Below are 23,662 nucleotides of genomic sequence, written 5' to 3' on the forward strand. Positions count from 1 at the left end.
GCGCGCCTACGCCACGAGGCGACCGTCTGGCCCCGGCACCCCTTTCCCGGTCACCCCATCCCGATCTCCCCCGAATCGGGCACGCCATAGCGGAGCGCCGACGGCTCCGACTGCTACGTCCCGGACAAACGCCCAGCGGGCCGGGCGCGCCTACGGTTGGGAGGAGAGACACCACTTCAGAAGGGTCGGGATCCGCTGTGCCAGACACAAACGAAGCTGTCACCCATGCGTTCTGGCTCGCCGGCCGCAAGGCGACGGGCGAGAGCACGCTCGAGGTCACCTCGCCCTGGGACGGCCACCGCGTCGGCGTGGTGAGCGTTCCCACCGATGCGCAGATCGAGGAGGCCGTCGCCGCGGCCGACGCGGTGCGCGAGGAGTTCGCCGCGACCCCCGCGCATGTCCGGGCCGCCGCGCTGGACCATGTCTCGCGCCGCCTCGCCGAGCGCGGTGAGGAGATCGCCCGGCTGATCTCGGACGAGAACGGCAAGCCGATCAAGTGGGCGCGTGGCGAGGTGGGCCGCGCCGTGTCCGTCTTCCGGTTCGCTGCCGAGGAGGCCCGCCGGTTCAACAGCGGGGAGGCCCAGCGGCTGGACACCGACGCCGGTGGCACCGGGCGCCTCGCGCTGACCCGCCGCTTCCCGCGCGGCACCGTGCTCGGCATCTCGCCGTTCAACTTCCCGCTGAACCTCAGCGCCCACAAGGTCGCCCCGGCGCTCGCGGTCGGCACGCCGATCATCCTCAAGCCGGCGCCCGCGACGCCGCTGTCCGCGCTGATCCTGGGCGAGCTGCTGGCCGAGACCGAGCTTCCGGCGGGCTCCTGGAGCGTCCTCACGGTGCCCAACGACCGGATGCCCGCACTGGTCCAGGACGAGCGACTGCCGGTCATCTCCTTCACCGGTTCGGAGAAGGTCGGCTACACGATCAAGGAGTCGGTGCCGCTCAAGCACTGCACCCTGGAGCTCGGTGGCAACGGCGCCGCGGTCGTCCTGTCGGACTACGCCTCCGACGCCGACCTCGACTGGGCGGCCACCCGCATCGGCACCTTCTCCAACTACCAGGGCGGACAGTCCTGCATCTCCGTGCAGCGGGTGATCGCGGACGCGTCCGTCTACGAGGAGCTCGTGCCGAAGATCGTCGCGGCCGTCGAGGCGCAGGTCACCGGCGACCCGAACGATGACGCCACCGATGTCGGCCCGCTGATCAGCGAGGACGCCGCCAAGCGCGTCGAGTCCTGGGTCGACGAGGCCGTCCGGGCCGGTGCGAAGCTGCTGACCGGTGGCAAGCGCGAGGGCTCGAACTACGCTCCGACCGTGCTCGCGGACGTCCCCGCGGATGTCACCCTCTCCTGCGAGGAGATCTTCGGGCCGGTGCTCACCCTGCACAAGGTAACGGACGAGGACGAGGCGTTCGCGGCCGTCAACGACTCCAAGTACGGCCTCCAGGCGGGCGTCTTCACCCGCGAGGTGCGCACCGCCTTCCGCGCCCACCGCGCCCTGGAGGTCGGCGGCGTGATCATCGGCGATGTGCCTTCGTACCGCGCCGACCAGATGCCGTACGGCGGCGCCAAGAAGTCCGGCGTCGGCCGCGAGGGCGTGCGGTACGCGATGGAGGACTACACCTACGAGCGGGTCATGGTCCTCACCGGCCTCGACCTCTGATCCACCGCGCCGGGCCCCGCCCCACCGCGGGGCCCGGCGCCGGGGGAAGGCTCGCCTCGGCCGCTCCGGACCCTCGAACCCTCAACCGGAGAAGCCGAGGCGGGCCAGTCTCAGACCGCCGCGCAGCGTGATGTGCAGGTCCTGGACGCCGGTCGGCGGCATGGGCAGGGCGGCGCGGACCGTGGTGTACGCGCAGCGGCCGCCGGTGGGCGGGACGGCGGCAGTGGCCAGAGTGGTGCCGTCGGCGAGGTGCACCTCGACCGTCGCGTCGTCCCCGGCCGCGGCCGCGTCGCGCGCCGCCTCGACGGTCATCGACGTGGCGCCCGCGCCGAAGTCGCAGGCGCGGAAGAGCAGTCGGCCGACCGCGGCATCACGGCAGGCCACCGCGTCCCCGCGGACCTTGGTGCGGTCCACCAGCACGATCCCGTCCGCCGCGTCGGAGTCCGCGGCCTCCAGACCGCGCCGCAGCACCGGGCGCGGCGCGGGCGGTGGGCCCTCGACGGTGACGGTGGCGGTGGCGCGGAGATCCGCGCTGGACGCGCCCGCGTGGATCTCGTAGGTCCCTGGGTCGACGGTCCAGCGGCCGTGCGCCACGTCCCAGAAGCCCAGCGCGTCCTCGACCGGCACGGCGAAGAACAGCCGCACCCGCTCGCCCCGGCGCAGCCGCACCCGGCGGTGGGCGATCAGCCGGCGGTGCGGCAGCGGCACCCGCGGCCCCGGCGCGCTCGCGTAGATCTGCACGACCTCGTCGCCGTCGTACGGACCGGAGTTGGTGACCTCGCACTCCACGGTCAGGCCCGCCTCCCGCCGCACCGACAGCTCGCCGTAGCCGAAGTCGGTGTACGACAGGCCGTGCCCGAAGGGGAAGAGCGGGGTGCCGTCGAAGTACAGACAGGTGGCTCGCGAGGCGATGATGTCGTAGTCGAGCAGGTCCGGCAGATCGTCGTGGGAGGCGTACCAGGTCTGCGGCAGCCGCCCCGCCGGTGAGACGTCCCCGAACAGCACCCGGGCCAGCGCCGTGCCCGCCGCCTGGCCGCCGTGCGCCGTCCACAGCAGCGCGGGCGGCGCATCGGCCGCCTCACCGACCGCGTAGGGATAGCTGGACGTCAGCACCAGCGCGGCCCGCGGATTGGCGGCGTGGGCCGCGCGCCACAGCCGCTCCTGCCGGGCGGGCAGGGCGAGGGTGGTGCGGTCCTCGGTTTCCCGGCCGCCGATATGCGGATCGTTGCCCGCCACGACCACCACGGCGTCCGCCCGCGCGGCGGGGCGGGTCACCGCGTCCTCGCCGCGCTCGACGACCTCCAGCCGGAAGACGGTCCCCTGCACTCCGCTGTCACGCTCGGCAACCTTCAGCCCGCCCGCGGCGACACAGACATAGCCGCCCGTCCCCATATGTCTGAGGAGGTGCCCGTCGCGGTGCGCTTCGAGCGTGAACGCCTCCTGGACCACCCAGCCCCCGGGCCGTTCGGCCGCCGCGCGCACGAAGCCGTCCTCGGCCACGGTCAGATAGCGGCCGGAGGGCGCGCGCAGGGTGAGCACACCGCCGCCCCAGTCGGCCAGGGACAGATCGGTGGGGGTGTCGCCGACGGTCAGCGGGGGCAGGTCGGTGCGTCGCGCCGTATGGGCAGGGTCGAGCGAGCCTTCGTCTGCGGGTTGACGCACATGTCGAACTCCCAGGTTCCGGGCTCCACTTCCGCTCCCGGCCGGAGAACCTTCCTGGCCTCCACGGCGGTTGCCGCGGCGGCCGTCGCGGGAGGGACGCCGCTGCTGTCCGGGTGCTCCGCCGAGGAGGGCTCCGGCAAGGGCGGCGCCACCTCCGGCAAGGAGCTGAAGAACCTGCTGCCGACCTATGCGGCCTCGACGGTGGCGGACCCGGACATCCCCAGCGTCAACGGCTCCAGCCCCGGCTACACCAAGGCCCCGCCCGCCGCCGCACTGGTCGCCTCCGTGAAGGGCAAGCCCGGTCACGGCGGCAGCTACACGATGTTCGAACCGCTCTGGGGAACCCCGCCGCCCAAGCACAACGCCTACTACCAGGCAGTCGACGACGCGCTCGGCGCCAAGATCAGCCTGCAGCCGCAGGACGGCAACACCTACGGCGAGCAGCTCGGCGCCGTCCTCCTCAACCATGGCCGCACCCCGGCGGTCGTCCCCCTGCCGTCCCAGCGGACGGATCTGCTCACCGGACGCGCGCACCACACCGGCGTCCGGCTCGACCGCTTCGCGGTCATGGTCCTGGCTCCACCCGGATCCCCCCCCGCCCGACCCCTCACCCGAAGGGACAAGCCCCGTGCGACGAACCGCCCGAACGCTCCTCCTGGCCCCGCTGATCGCGTTACTCGCGCTGATCGGCTTCGCCGCCGCCCCCGCCCAGGCCGCCACCTGGTCCTCCTCGGACCAGTGGGGCACCTGGTCCAACGGCGGCTACACCCTCTACAACAACATCTGGGGCTCCGGCGCCGGAGCCCAGACCATCTGGGCCAACTCCTCCAGCGACTGGGGAGTGTGGGCCAACCACCCGAACACCGGCGGCATCAAGTCCTACCCCAACGCCAAGAAGGTCGTCGGCAAGAAGATCAGCGCCATCTCCACCCTGACCAGCACCTACAACGTCACCGTGCCGTCCTCGGGCGCGTACAACACCTCGTACGACATCTGGGACACCAACTACGACTACGAGATCATGCTCTGGGTCAACAAGACCGGCCCGGTCGGCCCGCTCGGCACCGCCCAGGGCGATGTCTCCCTCGGCGGCCACACCTGGAGCGTCTACAAGGGCAGCAACGGGGCCAATGAGGTCTTCTCGTTCATCCGCACCTCGAACTCCGCCTCCGGCTCCGTGGACATCAAGCCCATCGTGAACTGGATCAAGAACACCAAGGGCTGGTTCGGCGATGTGACCATCGGCGACGTCCAGTTCGGGTACGAGATCACCTCCTCGGCCGGCGGTCTGGACTTCCGGACCAACAGCTTCGGAGTGAGCGCGAGCTGACGCCCCCGTACCGCCGCCGCCCTCCCGCGCGGCGGCGGTACGCCACCGGGCCCGCGGGGTCAGGAGGCGCCGGGCGCCGGGCCCGAGCTGGTCCGTACGGTCAGCTCCGGGTCGAGCAGCGTCACCTGTTCCTCGAGGGGCTGCCCCTCCAGCTTCGCCACCGCCAGCTCCACGGCGCGCCGCCCCATCTCCTGCGCGGGGATGGCCACCGAGGTGAGCCGCACCGACGCCTGGGTGGCCACCTGCTCCGGGCAGACGGCGACCACCGAGACGTCCTCGGGAACCGCGCGCCCCTGCCGCCGCAACAGGCTGAGCAGCGGTTCGATGGCCGCCTCGTTCTGCACCACGAAGCCGGTGGTGCCGGGCCGCTCGTCGAAGATCCGCGAGAGGGTGCCGTCCATGGACTCGTAGCTGCCCTCGCACGGCCGGTGCAGCAGCCGCACTCCCAGCTCACCGGCGCGGCGGCGCAGCCCCTCCAGGGTCCGCTCGGCGAAGCCGGTGTGGCGCTCGTAGACGGCCGCGGCCTCGCCCACGACGGCGATCTCCCGGTGGCCGAGCTCCGCCAGATGCTCGGCGCACAGCGCGCCGGTGGCGGTGAAGTCCAGATCGACGCAGGTCAGGCCGACGGTGTCGGCGGGCAGCCCGATCAGCACGGTGGGCTGGCGGGCCGCGTGCAGCAGCGGCAGCCGCTCGTCCTCCAGCTCCACATCCATCACGATCATGGCGTCGGCGAGCCCGCTGCCGGTCACCCGGCGCACCGCCGCCGGGCCCTCCTCGCCGGTGAGCAGCAGGACGTCATAGCCGTGGGCGCGGGCGGTGGTGGCGACCGCGATGGCGATCTCCATCATGACCGGCACATACATGTCCGTCCGCAGTGGCACCATGAGCGCGAGGATGTTGGAGCGGCTGCTGGCCAGGGCGCGGGCCCCGGCGTTCGGGTGGTAGCCCAGTTCCTTGATGCTGTGCTCGACGCGCTCGCGCGTGGGGGCGGAGATCGACCGCTTGCCGCTGAGGACATAACTCACCGTGCTGGCGGAGACTCCGGCGTGCCGGGCGACCTCGGCGAGGGTGACCATGCGGGGCGACTCCATCCGATGGGGGTGCGAAGGGGCTGCGATACGCTTCGGTGAAGCGCTTCGATGCCCATGGCCGAGCCTCTTTCTGCTGGCCATGCGGATTGACAGTAGACCTGTAGCGCAGAGCTGTCCAGAGTCGTCGAAGCGCTTCGATACCAGGTCAAACACCCCTTATGCGCCCCGTAAGGCCCACGGCCGCGGCAATCCCGCTCCGCCCCCCGATGACTCCCGATCGCCGCGCCCTCCCGCTTTGCCGACCGGTCGGACCGGAGGCACACTGGCAGCGGTACGTGCCGGTAATGTCACGAGATCGTCATTCGCGGCAAGGGAGCACCGATGACCGCATCCTCCGTCAGGCCGGTGTCCGAGCGTGAAGCGCGCCAGGTCGCCGAGGCCGCACGCGAACAGGTATGGCACAAGCCCAGCTTCGCCAAGGAGCTCTTCCTCGGCCGCTTCCGACTCGACCTGATCCATCCGCACCCCGCCCCCGCCCCGGACGATGTGCGCCGTGGTGAGACCTTCCTCGCCAAGCTCCGCGAGTTCTGCGAGACGCGGGTCGACGCCGCCCGCATCGAGCGCGAGGCCCAGATCCCCGACGAGACCATCCAGGGGCTCAAGGAACTCGGCGCGCTCGGCATGAAGATCGACACCAAGTACGGGGGCCTCGGCCTCACCCAGGTCTACTACAACAAGGCCCTCGCCCTGGCCGGCTCCGCCAGCCCGGCGATCGGCGCCCTGCTCTCCGCCCACCAGTCCATCGGCGTACCGCAGCCGCTGAAACTCTTCGGCACCCAGGAGCAGAAGGACCGCTTCCTGCCGCGCTGCGCCCGCACCGACATCACCGCCTTCCTGCTCACCGAGCCGGACGTGGGCTCCGACCCGGCCCGCCTCGCCACCACCGCCGTGCCCGACGGCGACGACTACCTCCTCGACGGCGTCAAGCTGTGGACCACCAACGGCGTGGTCGCCGACCTCCTGGTGGTGATGGCCCGGGTGCCGCGCTCCGAGGGCCGTAAGGGCGGCATCACCGCCTTCGTCGTGGAGACCGCCTCAGAGGGCGTCACCGTCGAGAAGCGCAACGCCTTCATGGGGCTGCGCGGCCTGGAGAACGGCGTCACCCGCTTCCACCGGGTCCGCGTTCCGGCCGCCAACCGGATCGGCCCCGAGGGCGCTGGCCTCAAGATCGCGCTGACCACGCTCAACACCGGACGGCTGTCGCTGCCCGCGATGTGCGCGGGCGCCGGCAAGTGGTGTCTGAAGGTCGCCCGCGAATGGTCCGCCGCCCGTGAGCAGTGGGGCAAGCCCATCGCCGAGCACGAGGCCGTCGGCGCCAAGATCTCCTTCATCGCGGCGACCACCTTCGCCCTGGAGGCCGTCATCGACCTCGCCTCCCAGATGGCCGACGAGGACCGCAACGACATCCGCATCGAGGCGGCGCTCGCCAAGCTCTACGGCAGCGAAATGGGCTGGCTGATGGCCGACGAACTGGTCCAGATCCGCGGCGGCCGGGGCTATGAGACCGCGGCCTCGCTGGCCGCCCGCGGGGAGCGCGCCGTCCCCGCCGAGCAGATGCTCCGCGATCTGCGCATCAACCGGATCTTCGAGGGCTCGACGGAGATCATGCATCTCCTCATCGCCCGCGAGGCCGTGGACGCCCATCTGTCGGTGGCGGGCGATCTCATCGACCCCGACAAGTCCCTGCAGGACAAGGGCAAGGCGGCCGCCAAGGCCGGTGGCTTCTACGCCCGCTGGCTGCCTGGCCTGCTCGCCGGTCCCGGACAACTGCCCCGCTCCTACCCGGAGTTCCACCCGGCAGGGCATCCGGACCTGTCACCGCATCTGCGCTATGTGGAGCGCTCGGCGCGCAAGCTGGCCCGCTCGACGTTCTACGCCATGTCCCGCTGGCAGGGCCGGATGGAGACCAAACAGGGCTTCCTCGCCCGGATCGTGGACATCGGCGCGGAGCTGTTCGCGATGAGCGCGGCCTGCGTACGGGCCGAGATGCTGCGCTCGCGCGGTGACCACGGCGTCGCGGCCTACCAGCTCGCCGACGCGTTCTGCCGGCAGGCCAGGATCCGCGCCGACGAGCTCTTCGGGCGGCTGTGGACCAACACCGACGAGCTCGACCGCAAGGTGGTCTCCGGGGTGCTCTCCGGGGCGTACGAGTGGCTGGAGCAGGGCGTTCTCGACCCCAGCGGCGACGGCCCCTGGATCGCCGACGCCACCCCCGGCCCGACGGCCACACAGAACGTCCACCGCCCCATCCACTGAGGAGGGGCCGAGGAATCGCTGAGGGAGGACCGAGGAGCCGCCGGAGCCCGCGATCGCCGTAACCCGGGGCATGTCCCCGAGCCGTCATCCCTTGCCGCCACAATGGGGGGATGACGGAATCCCTGGCTGACCCGCATCTGCGCTTTCCGGCGGCCACCGCCGCGGAGAGCGTGCGCGACATCGTGATCCTGGGCTCCACCGGTTCGATCGGCACCCAGGCCATCGACGTGGTGGTGCGCAACCCCGACCGCTTCCGCGTGACCGGCCTGTCCGCCGCCGGGGGACGGGCCGGGCTCCTCGCGGAGCAGGCCCACCGGCTGCGGGTGGACAGGGTGGCGGTCGCCCGTCCGGAGGCGGTGCCCGAGGTCCGCGAGGCGCTGAGCGCGCTCTACGGAGCCGGTGAGCCGCTCCCCGAGATCCTGGCGGGGCCCGACGCGGCCACCGAGCTCGCCCGCTCCCAGTGCCACACCGTACTCAACGGCATCACCGGCTCCATCGGCCTGGCGCCGACCCTGGCCGCCCTGGAGGCGGGCCGGGTGCTGGCGCTGGCCAACAAGGAATCGCTCATCGTCGGCGGCCCCCTGGTCAAGGCCGTCGCCAAGCCCGGCCAGATCGTCCCCGTCGACTCCGAGCACTCCGCGCTCTTCCAGGCGCTGCTCGGCGGCGCCCGCGAGGAGGTCCGCAAGCTGGTCGTCACCGCCTCCGGCGGCCCGTTCCGCGGCCGGACGAAGCGGGAGCTGGCCTCGGTCACGCCGGAGCAGGCGCTGGCCCACCCCACCTGGGACATGGGCCCGGTGGTCACGATCAACTCCGCGACCCTCGTCAACAAGGGCCTCGAGGTCATCGAGGCCCATCTGCTGTACGACATTCCCTTCGAGCGGATTGAGGTGGTGGTCCACCCTCAGTCGTATATCCACTCGATGGTTGAATTCACCGATGGCTCGACGCTCGCCCAGGCGAGCCCGCCGGATATGCGGATGCCCATCGCGCTCGGCCTCGGCTGGCCCGAGCGGGTGCCGGACGCCGCGCCCGGCTGCGCCTGGACCAAGGCCCACACCTGGGAGTTCTTTCCCCTCGACACCGAGGCGTTCCCCTCCGTCGGCCTCGCCCGCCATGTCGGCGGCCTCGGCGGTACCGCCCCGGCCGTCTTCAACGCGGCGAACGAGGAGTGTGTGGACGCGTTTCTTGACGGAAAGCTGCCTTTCAACGGAATCGTCGATACGGTCGCCGAGGTGGTGGCCGAGCACGGCACCCCCGCCGTGGGAACCCGGCTCACCGTCGCGGACGTCCTCGAGGCTGAGACATGGGCCCGTGCCCGCGCAACGGAACTGGCCGCCAGAGCGGCGAAGGCGACCCCGGAGGCTCGCGCATGACGACACTGATGACGGTCCTCGGCATAGTGGTGTTCGCCGTCGGCCTGCTGATCTCGATCGCCTGGCATGAGCTCGGCCATCTCTCCACGGCCAAGCTCTTCGGCATCCGGGTCCCGCAGTACATGGTCGGCTTCGGGCCGACGATCTTCTCCCGCAAGAAGGGAGACACCGAGTACGGCATCAAGGCGGTCCCGTTCGGCGGCTACATCCGCATGATCGGGATGTTCCCGCCGGGCGACGACGGCAAGCTCACCGCCCGCTCCACCTCACCCTGGCGCGGCATGATCGAGGACGCCCGGTCGGCCGCCTTCGAGGAGCTGCAGCCCGGCGACGAGAAGCGCCTCTTCTACACGCGCAAGCCGTGGAAGCGCGTGATCGTCATGTTCGCCGGGCCCTTCATGAACCTGATCCTCGCGGTGGTGATCTTCCTCGGGGTGATGATGAGCTTCGGCGTCAACACCCAGACCACCAGCGTGGGCACGGTCTCCCAGTGCGTGGTCGCGGCCTCGTCCGCCACCGACAAGTGCCCCAAGAGCGCCAAGGACTCCCCGGCCAAGGCCGCCGGTCTGCAGCCGCGGGACAAGATCATCGCCTTCAACGGGCACCGCACCCCGGACTGGGGCGCGCTCCAGAAGGACATCCGCGAGACCACCGGCCCCGCCACGATCACCATCGAGCGGGACGGCGTCCGCAAGACCCTGCACGCCAACCTCATAAAGAACCAGGTCGCCAAGTCCGACGGGAACGGCGGCTATGTCGAGGGCGAGTACGTCACCGCCGGCTTCCTCGGCTTCACCCCGGCCAGCGGCGTGGTCCAGCAGTCCTTCGGGCAGTCCGTGGACCGCATGGGCGACATGGTCCAGGACGGCATCGACTCCATGATCGCGCTGCCCTCCAAGGTCCCGGACCTGTGGAACGCGGCCTTCGGGGACGGCGAGCGCAAGGCGGACTCCCCGATGGGCGTCGTGGGCGCGGCCCGGGTCGGCGGCGAGGTCGCCAGCCTCGACATCCCGCCCTCCCAGCGGATCGCGACCATGCTCTTCCTGGTCGCCGGGTTCAACCTCTCGCTGTTCCTGTTCAACATGCTCCCGCTGCTGCCGCTGGACGGCGGCCATATCGCGGGCGCGCTGTGGGAGTCCATCCGGCGCCACGCCGCCCGGCTGGTCCGGCGGCCCGACCCCGGGCCGTTCGATGTGGCGAAGATGATGCCGGTCGCCTATGTGATCGCCGGAGTCTTCATCTGCTTCACCCTTCTCGTCCTGGTGGCGGACGTCGTGAACCCCGTGAAAATCTCTTGATGACGCGAGATGTCCTGAAGTTCGCCTTTGGGTGGACTTCAGGAGCGCGGTGTGCTGACGCCGTCACCGTTGCCGTAATCTCGGAGATCGGAGTCCGCTGATCTCCGGCCACGCACACACCTTCATGGGGTTACGAACCAGATGACTGCGATTTCGCTAGGAATGCCGTCCGTACCGGCCAAGCTCGCCGAGCGCAGGGTCAGCCGGAAGATCCAGGTCGGTCCGGTGGCCGTGGGCGGCGATGCTCCGATCTCGGTGCAGTCGATGACGACGACGGTGACGGCGGATATCGGGGCGACGCTGCAGCAGATCGCGGAGCTGACGGCGTCGGGCTGTCAGATCGTGCGGGTGGCGTGTCCGTCGCAGGATGACGCGGAGGCGTTGCCGGTGATCGCGAAGAAGTCGCAGATTCCGGTGATCGCGGACATTCATTTCCAGCCGAAGTATGTGTTCGCGGCGATCGATGCCGGGTGTGCGGCGGTGCGGGTGAATCCGGGGAATATCCGGCAGTTCGACGACAAGGTCAAGGAGATCGCGAGGGCGGCGTCGGACGCGGGTGTGCCGATCCGTATCGGGGTGAACGCGGGGTCGCTGGACAGGCGGCTGCTGGAGAAGTATGGCAAGGCCACGCCGGAGGCGTTGGTGGAGTCGGCGTTGTGGGAGTGTTCGCTGTTCGAGGAGCACGGTTTCCGGGATATCAAGATCTCGGTGAAGCACAACGATCCGGTGGTGATGGTCAATGCCTATCGTCAGCTGGCGGCGCGGTGTGACTATCCGCTGCATCTTGGGGTGACGGAGGCGGGTCCGGCGTTCCAGGGGACGATCAAGTCGGCGGTGGCGTTCGGTGCGCTGTTGAGTGAGGGGATCGGGGACACGATCCGGGTTTCGCTGTCGGCGCCTCCGGCGGAGGAGGTCAAGGTGGGGATCCAGATTCTGGAGTCGCTGAATCTGCGGCAGCGGCGGTTGGAGATCGTTTCGTGTCCGTCGTGTGGGCGGGCGCAGGTGGATGTGTACAAGCTGGCGGATGAGGTGACGGCCGGGCTGGAGGGCATGGAGGTTCCGCTGCGGGTCGCGGTGATGGGGTGTGTGGTGAACGGCCCCGGTGAGGCGCGTGAGGCGGATCTGGGTGTCGCTTCGGGCAATGGCAAGGGGCAGATCTTCGTGAAGGGTGAGGTCATCAAGACCGTGCCGGAGTCGAAGATCGTGGAGACCCTGATCGACGAGGCCATGAAGATCGCCGAGCAGATGGAGAAGGACGGCATCGCCTCCGGCGAGCCCCAGGTCTCCGTTAGCTGAGTTTTTTCAAGGCTCGGTTCGCCTCCGGCCACCGCTGGGAGGTGCCCCGGCCGGAGGGCCCGAGCCCCCGGTGCTCCACGGCGCCCTTCGGTTCATTCAGTTACCGGGACTCTCGCCGTTCCCGGAGGCGAACCGAGCCCTGGAAAAACCCCCTTCTGGACCTGCGCGATAGAGTCTGGAGAATTGACGTCCCCGGCCCGCAGGCCCGCACCACGTGAGGCAGACCGACACGTGCTGACCACGTCCACCACCAGGGTCCTCGAGCCCCATGAGCTCGACGCGGCCCTCGCGGTGCTGAACCGCGACCCCGTCTCGAACGCCTTTGTGGCGGCCCGCGTCCAGGCCGCCGGGCTGGATCCGTGGCGGCTCGGTGGCGAGATGTGGGGCTGGTACTCCGGCGGACGGCTGGAGTCGCTCTGCTACGCCGGAGCCAACCTGGTGCCCATCTGCGCCACCCCCGAGGCCGTGCGCGGCTTCGCCGAGCGCGCCCGCCGGGCCGGCCGCCGCTGCTCCTCGATCGTCGGCCCCGCCGAGACCACCGCCGGGCTGTGGTCCCTGCTCGAGCCCAGTTGGGGCCCGGCCCGTGAGGTCCGCGCCCGTCAGCCGCTGATGGTCACCGACGCGATGCCGGCCGACGTCCCGCCGGACCCGCTGGTGCGCCGCGTCCGTAAGGACGAGATGGACGTGATCATGCCGGCGTGTGTGGCGATGTTCACCGAGGAGGTCGGCGTCTCGCCGCTCGCGGGCGACGGCGGGCTGCTCTACCAGGCGCGGGTCGCCGAGCTCGTCACCGCCGGGCGCTCCTTCGCCCGGATCGAGAACGGCCGGGTGGTCTTCAAGGCCGAGATCGGCGCGGCCACCCCGCACGCCTGTCAGATCCAGGGTGTATGGGTCGCCCCCGAGCACCGCGGCCGCGGTCTCTCGGAGACCGGGATGGCGGCCGTGCTGCGCTATGCGCTGGGCGAGGTCGCCCCCGTGGTGAGCCTGTACGTCAACGACTTCAACACCGCGGCCCGCGCCGCGTACCGCCGGGTCGGCTTCCGGGAAGTCGGCGCGTTCATGAGTGTGCTGTTCTGATCGACGGCCAAGTAGGGTGCCGCCCATGCTGCATCTTGCCGGGGGGCGGACCCCGGAACCCGAAGACGTCGTCGTCGGGTCGCTCGACCTCGCCGCACGCGTGGACGAAGCGCTCGCCGTTCAGGCCGTCGCCTTCGGGCTGACGGGCGAGGAGATCGGCGTACGACGCCATATCGTGCTCCGCCATCTCAAGAGCCCCGGCGCCCGCGCGCTCGGCGCGACCACCCCCTCCGGCCGGCTCGTCGGCTTCGTCTACGGCATGCCCAACGACCGCACCCACTGGTGGTCCACGGTCGTCCAGCCGTATCTGCGCGCGGCCGGGCAGGACGGCTGGCTGGACGACTCGTTCGTCATCACCGAGCTGCACGTCCACCCCGACTTCCAGAACCGCGGCATCGGCCGACGGCTGATCACGACCATCACGGACAGCGCCGACCAGCCGCGCTCGATCCTCTCCGCCATCGACACCGAGAGCCCGGCCCGCGCGCTCTACCACTCACTGGGCTACCGCGACCTCGCCCGCCCCGTGCTCTTCCCGAGCGCCCCGAGCCCGTACGCCGTGATGGGGGCCCCGCTGCCGCTGAGCCGCCGCTAGACACCGTCCCTGCCCAACGCATTTCCGGGAAACCGACCCGTGCGGCTAACCTCCTGAACATCCCATCGCACGCAGGAGAGACCCCATGGCCCACGCCGTCAACGTCCAGCGCTTGTCCACGACAATGCTGAAGACGCTGCGCGAAGACCCGGCGGACGCCGAGACCGCCAGCCATAAGCTGCTCGTCCGCGCCGGCTACGTCCGCCGCGCCGCCGCGGGCATCTGGACCTGGCTGCCGATCGGCAAGAAGGTCCTGGAGAACGTTGCGCGGATCGTTCGCGAGGAGATGGACGCCATCGGCGCCCAGGAGGTCCTCCTGCCCGCGCTGCTGCCCCGGGAGCCGTACGAGGTGAGCGGCCGCTGGGACGAGTACGGCGATCTGCTCTTCCGGATCAAGGACCGTAAGGGCGGCGACTACCTCCTCGGCCCGACCCACGAGGAGATCTTCACCCTGACGGTCAAGGACCAGTGCACGTCCTACAAGGACCTGCCGGTCATGCTCTACCAGATCCAGACCAAGTACCGGGACGAGGCCCGCCCCCGCTCGGGCGTGCTGCGCGGGCGCGAGTTCCTGATGAAGGACTCGTACTCCTTCGACACCACCGACGAGGGCCTCGCCGAGTCCTACCGGCTGCACCGCCAGGCGTACCAGCGGATCTTCCAGCGCCTCGGCCTGGACTACCGCATCGTCTCCGCGGTCTCCGGCGCGATGGGCGGCTCGGCCTCCGAGGAGTTCCTGGCCCCGGCGGCGGCCGGCGAGGACACCTTCGTCGACTGCCCGAACTGCGACTACGCCGCGAACACCGAGGCGGTCACGGTGGCCGTCTCGCCGGTCGAGGGCGCTGAGCACGGGCCCCTGGAGGAGCTGGACACCCCCGACACCCCGACCATCGAGACCCTCGCCGAGTACCTCGGCGTCCCGGCCTCCGCCACCCTGAAGAACCTCCTGGTCAAGGTCGACGGCGAGATCACCGCCGTGGGCGTCCCCGGTGACCGCGAGGTGGACCTGGGCAAGCTGGGCGAGCACCTCGCCCCCGCCGTCGTCGAGCTCGTCACGGCCGAGGACTTCGAGGGCCGCCCCGAGCTGGTGCGCGGCTACGTCGGCCCGCAGGGCCTGGCGGGCAAGTCCCTGCGCTACATCGCCGACCCGCGTATCGCCCCCGGCACCGCCTGGGTGACCGGCGCCAACAAGCCCGACACCCACGCGCGCAACGTGGTCTGCGGCCGTGACTTCGAGGTCGACGACTACCTCGACGTGGTCGTGGTCGAGCCGGGCGACCCCTGCCCCCGCTGCGGTACGGGCATCGAGCTGGACCGGGCGATCGAGATCGGCCACATCTTCCAGCTCGGCCGCAAGTACGCCGACGCCTTCCAACTCGATGTGCTCGGCCAGAACGGCAAGCCGGCACGGGTCACGATGGGCTCGTACGGCGTCGGCGTCTCCCGCGCCGTCGCCGCGCTCGCCGAGCAGACCCACGACGAGTCGGGCCTGTGCTGGCCCCGCGAGGTGGCCCCGGCCGACGTCCACATCGTGGCGGCGGGCAAGGCCCTCCAGACCGAGATGGCGCTCGACATCGCCGAGAAGCTGGGCACGGCGGGCGTGCGCGTCATGGTCGACGACCGCGCCGGGGTCTCGCCGGGCGTGAAGTTCACCGACGCCGAGCTGATCGGCGTCCCGACCATCCTGGTCGTGGGCCGCGGCGCCAAGGACGGCGTCGTCGAGCTGAAGGACCGCCGTACGGGTGAGCGCGAGGAACTCCCGATCGACGAGGCGATCTCCCGCCTTACCGCCATCGCCGCCTGACGGCCGGGCCCGCTCCGGCCGGGCCCGCACCGGACGATCCGCAATCCCCGGCTCCCGCGCTTCCGCGCGCGGGAGCCGGGGATTGCGCGTGGTGGGTGCTTCGGCTCCCCGCTGCGGGAGGCCGCCCTCAGCAGCGGTGACGTGCGGTGAGCGGGAGGGGGCTACAGCCAGCCCGCGAACTCCAGCAGCAGCTCCGCGCGGCGCCGGTCGCCCGTAGCGGCGTGGCGCAGGCCCATCTCGACGGCGCGGTAGAAGGACCAGCCCCGCAGCCGGTCGCGGTCGACCTCCAGGGCGTCCGCCAGCTTGCCGACCCGGCGGCGCGCGGCTGCGGCGGGGCCGGGGCCGGCGGCCAGGTCCTCGCAGCGGTCGAGTACCAGCCGCGCCAGGTCGTACGCGCGCTCGCCCACGACCGGCGCCGGGCCCACCGCGAGCCAGGGCGCGCGCTCCCCGGCCAGCACCTTCCCCTGCCGGAAGTCGCCGTGCAGCAGCACCTCCTCGGGCGGCTCGGCGGGCAGCGCCTCCCGCAGCTCCAGCGCCTCGTCGGTCAGCGGGCGGGCATCCGCCGCCCAGCCCCCGGCGCCGAGCGTCCGCAGAGTCTCGCGCTCCTCCTCCGTACGCCCGGTGACCGACGCGAACGGATGTCCCCCGGGCGGCGCCACCCACAGCCGCCTTACCGTGCCCGCCGCCTCCAGCACCGCCTTCGCCTCGGGCAGCGAGCGCAGCGAGACCGTGCTGCGCAGCCGCTCGAGCAGCAGCGCACCGGTGTCCGGGTCGGCGCGCAGCAGCCGGGCCGCGCCCCAGCCGTCCCAGTGCGCGAGGGCGGCCCGCTCATGGTCGGCGTCCGGGCCGGGGACTGGGACCTTCAGCGCCGCCGGGGTGCCGTCCGCCTGCCGTACGAGCGCGACCAGTCCGCGGCGCCCTCCGGGCGCCGACACCCGCTCCAGGGTCAGCTCCCACGCCGCGAGCTGCCGCTCGACCGTCTCGGGCAGGGCGTCGAGCCAGCTCCGCACGGCGCTCGCCGGGGTGTCGCTCAGCGCGTCCAGCAGCCGCTCCGGCACATGGACGCGGGCCGTATCGCGGCCGCCGGGCCGTGGTGCCGATGCCATTCCTGAGCTGTCCCCTCCACCATCAATGACGTCACCGACCGCATGGTCTCGCAGAGCTCACCGGACTCGTCGGCCTCATCCGGCCCGGGTGCCCGTTCACGCCCCGTCCGCCCCACCGCTGGGCGACGCCGACGGAGTGGCCGGTGCGGCGCGTTCGGTGAGTCCAGGGAAGGCTACGCCGCCGCCCCGCCAGCGCACCGCCCGGACCGCCGCCTCCCGCAGCGCACCCGCCGCCTGGCGGCGCAGGGACCCGGTCGAGGCCCGGACGAGATCGGCGTAGACGGCGGCGACCCGGTTCTCCAGCTCGGCCGCGAGCCGCACCGCGGCGGGCGCGTCCGGCACCGCGAAGGGCAGGGCGTAGGCGGGCGCCGCGGCCTCGGGGCTGCCGCCGAGGTCGCGCACGGTGCGGGCGAGGTCGTCCCGGCGCGCGCGGTGTGCGGCGTAGCCTTCGCGCGCCTCCGCGAGCCGGTCGTCGCCGATCCGTCCGCCGACGACGCCGTATCCGTACACCGCGGCGTGCTCGGCGGCGAGCGCCGCCTGTGCGGCCCTGAGTGCCGCGGCGCGCTCGCCGACGGCCGATCGGCCTGCTCGAGAGGCCATGTCAGTACCCCTTCCCGGTGGTCCCGAGCGTGATCACGAATCCGTGTCGCGCTGCGTGAGGAGATACACGTGGGCGGCGCCGCAGGCCGCGACGGAGGCCAGCAGCCGGGCCAGCTCGGGCGGCGCGGTGGCGAGCGCGGCGGTGCGGGTGTCGGCGGTCTGGCGCTCGGCCTGGGCGAGGGCGGAGAGGGCCTGTTTCTCGTCCTGGGGCACCTTCGGCACCCGCTGCCCGCCCGAGGAGGGCGAGCGCGACGCGGTCGCGGAGGGGGAGGCGGACCGGTCCTTGGTGGTGAAGACCGCGGCGTGCCGGGCCGTCTCCTCCCGCAGCGGGGCCAGCCGCTCGCCGAGGTCGGGATGGGCGTCCACGGTCGCGTCGTAGCGCGCGAGGAGTGCGGTGGAGTCCCGCGCGCCCCGCGACCGCAGCAGGGCGACGGCCGCCTCGCCGCCCGCGTCGCGCCGGGGCTCGGCATCGTCGGAACAGCCGCTCAGCAGCGCGACCGCCCCCAGCGCTCCGCCGCCCAGCAGCAGACTCCGCCGCCGGGGCACCGCGGTGTCGCGCGCTGAGGACTCGGCGGGCGCCGGGGAGGCCGGGGACTTCGCGTCGGAGGCGGGTGTGGGAGGAGGTGGGGGAGTCGTGATCGACACGTTCCTCTTTCCGGGCTGCGGCCGCTCCCGGCCGCCGGTAGTGATCACAGCAGGCGAGCGTACCCGCGCCGAGCCCGTCTGCCCGGCAGCGGCCACCGAATCGTCAGCCCGCCGCCGGAACAGATAGGCTTTGACCTGACACGCGACCTTCCCACAACAGCACACGCGGCCGAGGAGTCACCCGGATGAGCACGACCCAGAGCGAGAGGCTGCGCGGACTGCTGGAACCGCTCGTCAGCGCGCGAGACCTGGATCTGGAAGAGGTCGAGGTGACACCGGCTGGGCGGCGGCGTGTGCTGAGAGTGGTCGTGGATTCCGACGACGGCGTCCAGCTGGACACCTGTGCGGAGCTGAGCCGGGACATCTCCCAGACGCTCGACGACACGGACGCGATGGGCCAGGTCCCGTATGTCCTCGAGGTCACCTCTCCCGGCGCCGAGCGTCCCCTGACCGAGCCGCGCCACTACCGCCGCGCCACCGGCCGCCTCATGCGAGCGCGGCTCACCGACGACGGCGAGCTGGTCGCCCGGATCGTCGCGGTGGACGACGAGGGGCTCGATCTGGAGGTCCCCGGTGTGAAGGGGCGCAAGCCCACCGCCAGACGGCTTGCCTTCGAGGAGATCTCCAAGGCTCGGGTGGAGATCGAGTTCAACCGCAAGCCCGAGGACAAGGCCGCGGGCGAGGACGACGAGAGCAAAGAGGAGGCGTAGCCGTGGACATCGACATGAGTGCCCTGCGGGGTCTGGTGCGAGAGAAGGAGATCTCCTTCGACCTGCTGGTCGAGGCGATCGAATCGGCGCTCCTCATCGCCTACCACCGCACCGACGGAAGCCGTCGCCGCGCCCGGGTGGAGCTGAACCGCGACACCGGCCATGTGACCGTATGGGCCCGCGAGGACGCCGAGGACCTGACGGAGGGCCAGGAGCCCCGCGAGTTCGACGACACCCCCTCCGGCTTCGGCCGGATCGCCGCGACGACCGCGAAGCAGGTCATCCTGCAGCGGCTGCGGGACGCCGAGGAGGAGATCACCTTCGGCGAGTACGCGGGACGGGAGGGCGATGTCGTCGCCGGTGTCGTCCAGCAGGGCAAGGACCCCAAGAACGTGCTGGTGGACATCGGCCGTCTCGAGGCGATCCTGCCGGTGCAGGAGCAGGTCCCGGGCGAGGACTACGCGCACGGCACCCGGCTGCGTACGTACGTCGTACGAGTCGTCAAGGGCGTGCGCGGCCCGTCGGTGACTCTTTCGCGTACGCATCCCAATCTGGTCAAGAAGCTCTTCGCACTCGAGGTGCCGGAGATCGCGGACGGTTCGGTGGAGATCGCGGCCATTGCCCGCGAGGCGGGCCACCGCTCCAAGATCGCGGTCCGGTCCACTCGTTCGGGGCTGAACGCCAAGGGCGCGTGCATCGGCCCGATGGGCGGCCGGGTGCGCAGCGTGATGGCCGAGCTGCACGGTGAGAAGATCGACATCGTCGACTGGTCGGACGACCCCGCTGAGCTGGTGGCGAACGCGCTGTCACCCGCGCGGGTGAGCAAGGTCGAGGTGGTCGATCTGGCGGCCCGCTCGGCCCGGGTCACCGTGCCCGACTACCAGCTGTCCCTCGCCATCGGCAAGGAGGGGCAGAACGCCCGGCTGGCGGCCCGGCTGACCGGCTGGCGGATCGACATCCGGCCGGACACCGAGCAGTCGGGTGATCAAGGCTGATTCAGGCCGGGTCCCGCGGGATCCGGCCTGAACCGAGTGACGATTCGATCACTCCCCCCAAGGGGTGAGGTCGGTATGGGGAGGTAGACTTAAGCAGTGTCTGGCCGCACGCGCGCTGGTGCCTGCCCTGAACGAACCTGTGTGGGATGCCGGGATCGGGCGGCCAAGAACGATCTGCTGCGCATCGTGCTGGTCGAGGGTGTTTGTGTCCCCGACCGGCGCGGTACGCTCCCCGGTCGGGGTGCTTATGTTCACCCCACACGGGTCTGCCTTGACCTGGCGGTCCGCCGCCGGGCCTTTTCCCGGGCCTTCAGGGGGCCGGGGGCGCTCGACACCACGGCACTGCGCCGGTTTGTCGAGAAGGGTGAGCAGGCGACACCCTGAGTGAGTAGTTGGAAGAGAACGGCACGGGACACCGTGCGGTCAGGTACCTCGCGAGTCGGAAGTAGGTCGAGATTGCGATGAGCACTCGATGAGTACGCGATGAGTACGCCCATGAAGTAGCGACGGTCCGGCGACAACCCGGACCTAAAAGGAGCGAAGTGGCTAAGGTCCGGGTATACGAACTCGCCAAGGAGTTCGGAGTTGAGAGCAAGGTCGTCATGGCCAAGCTCCAAGAACTCGGTGAATTTGTACGTTCGGCGTCCTCGACGATCGAGGCGCCGGTTGTGCGCAAGTTGACTGACGCATTCCAGGGTGGCAACGGCTCCGGCCGTGCCGCAGGTAAGCCTTCGGCGCCGCGCAAGGCGACGCCCAAGCCGCCGACCCCGGGTCCGGCGGCCGCGGCCCGTCCGGCCGCCCCCAAGCCCCCGACGGCGCCCGGCCCCAAGCCGGCTGCCGAGGGCCAGCGCGGCACCCCTGGTGCGGCGCCCACCCCCGGTGCGGCGCCCACTCCGGGCCCGCGTCCCGCGCCCGCCGCCCGTCCGGCGGCCCCCGGCCCCAAGCCGGGCCCCGCGCCGGCGGCTCCGGCACAGCCCGAGTTCACCGCGCCGCCGGCGGCCCCGAGCCCCAAGCCCGCCGCGGCCAAGCCGGGCGCGCCCGCCAAGCCGGCTGCCACGCCCGGTCCGCGCCCCGGCGCCCGTCCGGGTGCACCGGGCCAGGGCCAGGGCGGTCAGGGCCAGGGCCAGGGTGGCCAAGGCGGTCAGGGTGGCGGCCGTGGCGGTCCGCGCCCGGGTGGTCAGGAGCGTCCGCGTCCGGGTGGTCCCCGTCCGGCCGGTCCCCGTCCCGGTAACAACCCCTTCACCTCCGGTGGCTCCACCGGTATGGCGCGCCCGCAGGCGCCCCGTCCCGGCGGCGCCCCGCGTCCCGGCGGTCAGCCCGGCGGCGGCCCGCGTCCGCAGGGCGGCGGCCAGGGCGGTCCCGGCCGTGGCCAGGGCGGTCCCGGCGGTCCCCGTCCCACTCCGGGCCAGATGCCCCGTCCGCAGGGCGCCCAGGGTGGCGGCCCGCGTCCGGGTCCCGGTGGCGCGCGCCCGAACCCGGGCATGATGCCGCAGCGTCCGGCTGCCGGCCCGCGTCCGGGCCCCGGTGGCGGCGGCGGTCGCGGTCCCGGCGGCGGCGGTCGTCCCGGCGGTGCCGGCGGCGGTCGTCCCGGTGGCGGCGGCGGCTTCGCCGGTCGTCCCGGCGGTGGCGGCGGCGGTCGTCCCGGTGGCGGCGGTTTCGCCGGTCGTCCGGGCGGTCCCGGTGGTGGCGGCGGCTTCGGTGGCGGCGGTGGCCGTCCCGGCTTCGGCGGTCGTCCGGGTGGTCCCGGTGGCCGTGGTGGCACGCAGGGTGCGTTCGGCCGTCCCGGCGGTCCGGCGCGTCGTGGCCGTAAGTCGAAGCGGCAGAGGCGCCAGGAGTACGAGGCCATGCAGGCCCCGTCCGTCGGCGGTGTGATGCTGCCGCGCGGCAACGGCCAGACGGTCCGGCTGTCGCGGGGTGCCTCGCTCACCGACTTCGCGGAGAAGATCAACGCCAACCCGGCGTCTCTGGTCGCCGTGATGCTCAACCTCGGCGAGATGGTCACCGCGACGCAGTCCGTCTCCGACGAGACGCTGCAGCTCCTCGCCGACGAGATGAACTACAACGTCGAGATCGTCAGCCCGGAGGAGGAGGACCGCGAGCTTCTCGAGTCCTTCGACATCGAGTTCGGCGAGAACGAGGGCGGCGAGGAGATGCTCGTCGCGCGTCCGCCGGTGGTGACCGTCATGGGTCACGTCGACCACGGTAAGACGCGACTGCTGGACGCGATCCGCAAGACCAACGTCATCGCGGGCGAGGCCGGCGGCATCACCCAGCACATCGGTGCCTACCAGGTCTCGACCGAGGTCAACGACGAAGAGCGCAGGATCACCTTCATCGACACCCCGGGTCACGAGGCGTTCACCGCCATGCGTGCCCGTGGTGCCAAGTCGACCGACATCGCGATCCTCGTGGTGGCGGCCAACGACGGTGTGATGCCGCAGACGATCGAGGCGCTGAACCACGCCAAGGCGGCCGACGTGCCGATCGTGGTCGCGGTCAACAAGATCGACGTCGAGGGCGCGGACCCGACCAAGGTGCGCGGTCAGCTGACCGAGTACGGCCTGGTGGCCGAGGAGTACGGCGGCGACACCATGTTCGTCGACATCTCCGCCAAGCAGGGGCTGCACATCGACGACCTGCTCGAGGCCGTCGTCCTGACCGCGGACGCCTCGCTCGACCTGCGCGCCAACGCGGAGCAGGACGCGCAGGGCATCGCGATCGAGGCGCACCTGGACCGCGGCCGCGGCGCCGTGGCCACCGTGCTGGTCCAGCGCGGCACCCTGCGGGTCGGCGACACGATGGTCGCGGGCGACGCCTACGGCCGTGTCCGGGCGATGCTCGACGACAACGGGAACGCGCTGGAGGAGGCCGGCCCGGCGACCCCGGTCCTGGTGCTCGGTCTGACCAACGTGCCCGGCGCGGGCGACAACTTCCTCGTCGTCGACGAGGACCGCACCGCCCGCCAGATCGCCGAGAAGCGTGCCGCCCGTGAGCGGAACGCGGCGTTCGCCAAGCGCACCCGCCGGGTCTCCCTGGAGGACCTGGACAAGGTGCTCAAGGCCGGTCAGGTCCAGCAGCTCAACCTCATCATCAAGGGCGACGCGTCCGGTTCGGTGGAGGCTCTCGAGTCCTCGCTGCTCCAGCTCGACGTCGGCGAAGAGGTCGACCTGCGGGTCCTGCACCGCGGTGTGGGTGCGGTCACCGAGACGGACATCGACCTGGCGACCGGCTCCGACGCCATCGTCATCGGCTTCAACGTGCGCGCCGATGGGCGTGCCACGCAGATGGCCGAGCGCGAGGGCGTGGACGTCCGGTACTACTCGGTCATCTACCAGGTGATCGAGGAGATCGAGGCGGCCCTGAAGGGCATGCTCAAGCCGGAGTACGAAGAGGTCGAGCTCGGTACGGCGGAGATCCGCGAGGTCTTCCGCTCGTCCAAGCTGGGCAACATCGCCGGTGTGCTCATCCGCTCCGGCGAGGTCAAGCGGAACACCAAGGCCCGCCTCGTCCGCGACGGCAAGGTCATCGCGGAGAACCTCAACATCGAGGGTCTGCGCCGCTTCAAGGACGACGTCACCGAGATTCGGGAAGGCTTCGAGGGCGGTATTAACCTCGGCAGCTACAACGACATCAAGATCGACGACGTCATCGCGACGTACGAGATGCGCGAGAAGCCGCGCGGCTGACAAGCGGCTGTCCCACCGGGGCCGGTCGGCGGAGGAATTTCCGTCGATCGGCCCCGGCCCTTGCGTGTACGGTGCCAGAAGCCCGCATTCACAAAGGCCCCACGGGTGGCTTGACCCGGACCGCATGTATGTAGGGACGTTGTCCTTTGACCTGCTTCTCGGCGACGTACGGTCGTTGAAGGAGAAGCGCTCCGTCGTCCGCCCGATCGTCGCCGAGCTGCACCGCAAATTCGCGGTGAGCGTGGCGGAGGTCGGGGATCAGGACCTCTACCGCAGGGCCCAGATCGCCCTGGCGATGGTCTCCGGGGACGCGGGCCATCTGACGGACGTGCTCGACCGCTGCGAGCGGCTGGTGGCGGCGCGGCCGGAGGTGGAGCTGTTGTCGGTGCGACGGCGGTTCCACGGTGGCGATGATGAATGAGGGCCGGATCGGCGGTGGCAGACCGCCCCGGCCATCGATGACTGACGCGAAGAAGAGAG

General features: G+C 71.5%; 18 protein-coding genes and 2 pseudogenes. 15 read left to right on the top strand and 5 right to left on the bottom strand.

What is annotated here, in order from left to right:
- Nucleotides 1-197 precede the first annotated feature (197 nt).
- The gene (locus tag AS97_RS32240) at nt 198-1,658 is read left to right on the top strand and encodes an aldehyde dehydrogenase family protein (RefSeq protein ID WP_210566118.1); all 1,461 of its coding nucleotides are present in this window, start codon (nt 198-200) and stop codon (nt 1,656-1,658) included.
- An 81-nt stretch (nt 1,659-1,739) separates the two neighbouring features.
- Here AS97_RS32240 and AS97_RS32245 read toward each other — a convergent pair.
- Nucleotides 1,740-3,302, bottom strand: a pseudogene (locus AS97_RS32245) (glycoside hydrolase family 3 C-terminal domain-containing protein); the annotation flags it as partial.
- 339 nt (nt 3,303-3,641) lie between these two features.
- On the opposite strand from AS97_RS32245, the pseudogene AS97_RS49080 reads away from it, so the two are divergent.
- Nucleotides 3,642-3,839, top strand: a pseudogene (locus AS97_RS49080) (hypothetical protein); the annotation flags it as partial.
- Nucleotides 3,840-3,948: 109 nt separating this feature from the next.
- Nucleotides 3,949-4,650 carry a hypothetical protein gene (locus AS97_RS32250; protein ID WP_059149160.1) on the top strand — a complete coding sequence of 234 codons (702 nt, stop codon included), beginning with the start codon at nt 3,949-3,951 and terminating at the stop codon, nt 4,648-4,650.
- A 59-nt stretch (nt 4,651-4,709) separates the two neighbouring features.
- Here the strand turns inward: AS97_RS32250 and AS97_RS32255 are convergent, their stop codons facing one another.
- Entirely contained in the window at nt 4,710-5,726 is a 1,017-nt protein-coding gene (locus tag AS97_RS32255; RefSeq protein WP_059149148.1) for a LacI family DNA-binding transcriptional regulator, read from the bottom strand.
- A gap of 336 nt (nt 5,727-6,062) precedes the next feature.
- Here AS97_RS32255 and AS97_RS32260 point away from each other — a divergent pair, with 336 nt between their 5' ends.
- The 7 genes from AS97_RS32260 to AS97_RS32290 all read left to right on the top strand — a co-directional run bounded on the left by AS97_RS32260 (nt 6,063) and on the right by AS97_RS32290 (nt 15,440).
- Nucleotides 6,063-7,997, top strand: coding sequence for an acyl-CoA dehydrogenase family protein (locus tag AS97_RS32260; RefSeq protein WP_086707260.1), 1,935 nt, complete (start codon nt 6,063-6,065; stop codon nt 7,995-7,997).
- 110 nt (nt 7,998-8,107) lie between these two features.
- Nucleotides 8,108-9,370 (top strand): 1-deoxy-D-xylulose-5-phosphate reductoisomerase, encoded by a 1,263-nt coding sequence (gene dxr, locus AS97_RS32265; protein ID WP_059149146.1) that lies wholly within the window; start codon nt 8,108-8,110, stop codon nt 9,368-9,370.
- Nucleotides 9,367-10,668 (top strand): site-2 protease family protein, encoded by a 1,302-nt coding sequence (locus AS97_RS32270; protein WP_059149145.1) that lies wholly within the window; start codon nt 9,367-9,369, stop codon nt 10,666-10,668. Before dxr ends, AS97_RS32270 begins: the two co-directional genes overlap by 4 nt.
- 141 nt (nt 10,669-10,809) lie before the next feature.
- On the top strand, nt 10,810-11,964 hold the full coding sequence (gene ispG, locus AS97_RS32275; protein WP_210566119.1) for a flavodoxin-dependent (E)-4-hydroxy-3-methylbut-2-enyl-diphosphate synthase: 1,155 nt from the start codon (nt 10,810-10,812) through the stop codon (nt 11,962-11,964).
- A gap of 231 nt (nt 11,965-12,195) precedes the next feature.
- On the top strand, nt 12,196-13,041 hold the full coding sequence (locus AS97_RS32280) for a GNAT family N-acetyltransferase (protein ID WP_059147062.1): 846 nt from the start codon (nt 12,196-12,198) through the stop codon (nt 13,039-13,041).
- 25 nt (nt 13,042-13,066) lie between these two features.
- The gene (locus AS97_RS32285) at nt 13,067-13,636 is read left to right on the top strand and encodes a GNAT family N-acetyltransferase (protein ID WP_059147061.1); all 570 of its coding nucleotides are present in this window, start codon (nt 13,067-13,069) and stop codon (nt 13,634-13,636) included.
- An 85-nt stretch (nt 13,637-13,721) separates the two neighbouring features.
- A complete protein-coding gene (locus AS97_RS32290; RefSeq protein WP_059147060.1) occupies nt 13,722-15,440 on the top strand; it encodes a proline--tRNA ligase in 1,719 nt (572 codons plus the stop codon).
- Nucleotides 15,441-15,601: 161 nt separating this feature from the next.
- Here the strand turns inward: AS97_RS32290 and AS97_RS32295 are convergent, their stop codons facing one another.
- The 3 genes from AS97_RS32295 to AS97_RS32305 all read right to left on the bottom strand — a co-directional run bounded on the left by AS97_RS32295 (nt 15,602) and on the right by AS97_RS32305 (nt 17,791).
- Nucleotides 15,602-16,546: an aminoglycoside phosphotransferase family protein gene (locus AS97_RS32295; RefSeq protein ID WP_059147059.1), complete on the bottom strand. Its 945-nt coding sequence runs from the start codon at nt 16,544-16,546 to the stop codon at nt 15,602-15,604.
- Nucleotides 16,547-16,642: 96 nt separating this feature from the next.
- On the bottom strand, nt 16,643-17,146 hold the full coding sequence (locus tag AS97_RS32300; RefSeq protein WP_059147058.1) for a ferritin-like domain-containing protein: 504 nt from the start codon (nt 17,144-17,146) through the stop codon (nt 16,643-16,645).
- Nucleotides 17,147-17,179: 33 nt separating this feature from the next.
- Nucleotides 17,180-17,791 carry a hypothetical protein gene (locus AS97_RS32305; protein ID WP_247204555.1) on the bottom strand — a complete coding sequence of 204 codons (612 nt, stop codon included), beginning with the start codon at nt 17,789-17,791 and terminating at the stop codon, nt 17,180-17,182.
- Nucleotides 17,792-17,976: 185 nt separating this feature from the next.
- Here AS97_RS32305 and rimP point away from each other — a divergent pair, with 185 nt between their 5' ends.
- The 5 genes from rimP (at nt 17,977) to AS97_RS32330 (ending at nt 23,603) form a co-directional block, all read left to right on the top strand.
- The gene (gene rimP / locus AS97_RS32310; RefSeq protein ID WP_059147056.1) at nt 17,977-18,501 is read left to right on the top strand and encodes a ribosome maturation factor RimP; all 525 of its coding nucleotides are present in this window, start codon (nt 17,977-17,979) and stop codon (nt 18,499-18,501) included.
- Nucleotides 18,502-18,503: 2 nt separating this feature from the next.
- On the top strand, nt 18,504-19,496 hold the full coding sequence (nusA, locus tag AS97_RS32315) for a transcription termination factor NusA (protein WP_059147055.1): 993 nt from the start codon (nt 18,504-18,506) through the stop codon (nt 19,494-19,496).
- A 96-nt stretch (nt 19,497-19,592) separates the two neighbouring features.
- Nucleotides 19,593-19,880, top strand: coding sequence for a YlxR family protein (locus AS97_RS32320; RefSeq protein ID WP_078644074.1), 288 nt, complete (start codon nt 19,593-19,595; stop codon nt 19,878-19,880).
- Nucleotides 19,881-20,038: 158 nt separating this feature from the next.
- Nucleotides 20,039-23,182, top strand: coding sequence for a translation initiation factor IF-2 (infB, locus tag AS97_RS32325; protein WP_210566120.1), 3,144 nt, complete (start codon nt 20,039-20,041; stop codon nt 23,180-23,182).
- Nucleotides 23,183-23,306: 124 nt separating this feature from the next.
- Complete coding sequence (locus AS97_RS32330) at nt 23,307-23,603, top strand: DUF503 domain-containing protein (protein ID WP_014055274.1); 297 nt, start codon at nt 23,307-23,309, stop codon at nt 23,601-23,603.
- The last annotated feature ends 59 nt before the right edge of the window (nt 23,604-23,662 follow it).

The sequence above is a fragment of the Streptomyces sp. AgN23 genome, from assembly GCF_001598115.1.
In the GTDB taxonomy this organism is placed as follows: domain Bacteria; phylum Actinomycetota; class Actinomycetes; order Streptomycetales; family Streptomycetaceae; genus Streptomyces; species Streptomyces antimycoticus.

What these genes read in the sequence shown, in the direction of transcription:
- AS97_RS32330 (WP_014055274.1), top strand. Translation starts at nt 23,307, where the DNA reads ATGTATGTAGGGACGTTGTCCTTTGACCTGCTTCTCGGCGACGTACGG.
- AS97_RS32300 (WP_059147058.1), bottom strand. Translation starts at nt 17,146, where the DNA reads ATGGCCTCTCGAGCAGGCCGATCGGCCGTCGGCGAGCGCGCCGCGGCA.
- AS97_RS32255 (WP_059149148.1), bottom strand. Translation starts at nt 5,726, where the DNA reads ATGGTCACCCTCGCCGAGGTCGCCCGGCACGCCGGAGTCTCCGCCAGC.
- rimP (WP_059147056.1), top strand. Translation starts at nt 17,977, where the DNA reads ATGAGCACGACCCAGAGCGAGAGGCTGCGCGGACTGCTGGAACCGCTC.
- AS97_RS32295 (WP_059147059.1), bottom strand. Translation starts at nt 16,546, where the DNA reads ATGGCATCGGCACCACGGCCCGGCGGCCGCGATACGGCCCGCGTCCAT.
- AS97_RS32260 (WP_086707260.1), top strand. Translation starts at nt 6,063, where the DNA reads ATGACCGCATCCTCCGTCAGGCCGGTGTCCGAGCGTGAAGCGCGCCAG.
- ispG (WP_210566119.1), top strand. Translation starts at nt 10,810, where the DNA reads ATGACTGCGATTTCGCTAGGAATGCCGTCCGTACCGGCCAAGCTCGCC.
- AS97_RS32270 (WP_059149145.1), top strand. Translation starts at nt 9,367, where the DNA reads ATGACGACACTGATGACGGTCCTCGGCATAGTGGTGTTCGCCGTCGGC.
- dxr (WP_059149146.1), top strand. Translation starts at nt 8,108, where the DNA reads ATGACGGAATCCCTGGCTGACCCGCATCTGCGCTTTCCGGCGGCCACC.
- AS97_RS32290 (WP_059147060.1), top strand. Translation starts at nt 13,722, where the DNA reads ATGGCCCACGCCGTCAACGTCCAGCGCTTGTCCACGACAATGCTGAAG.
- AS97_RS32285 (WP_059147061.1), top strand. Translation starts at nt 13,067, where the DNA reads ATGCTGCATCTTGCCGGGGGGCGGACCCCGGAACCCGAAGACGTCGTC.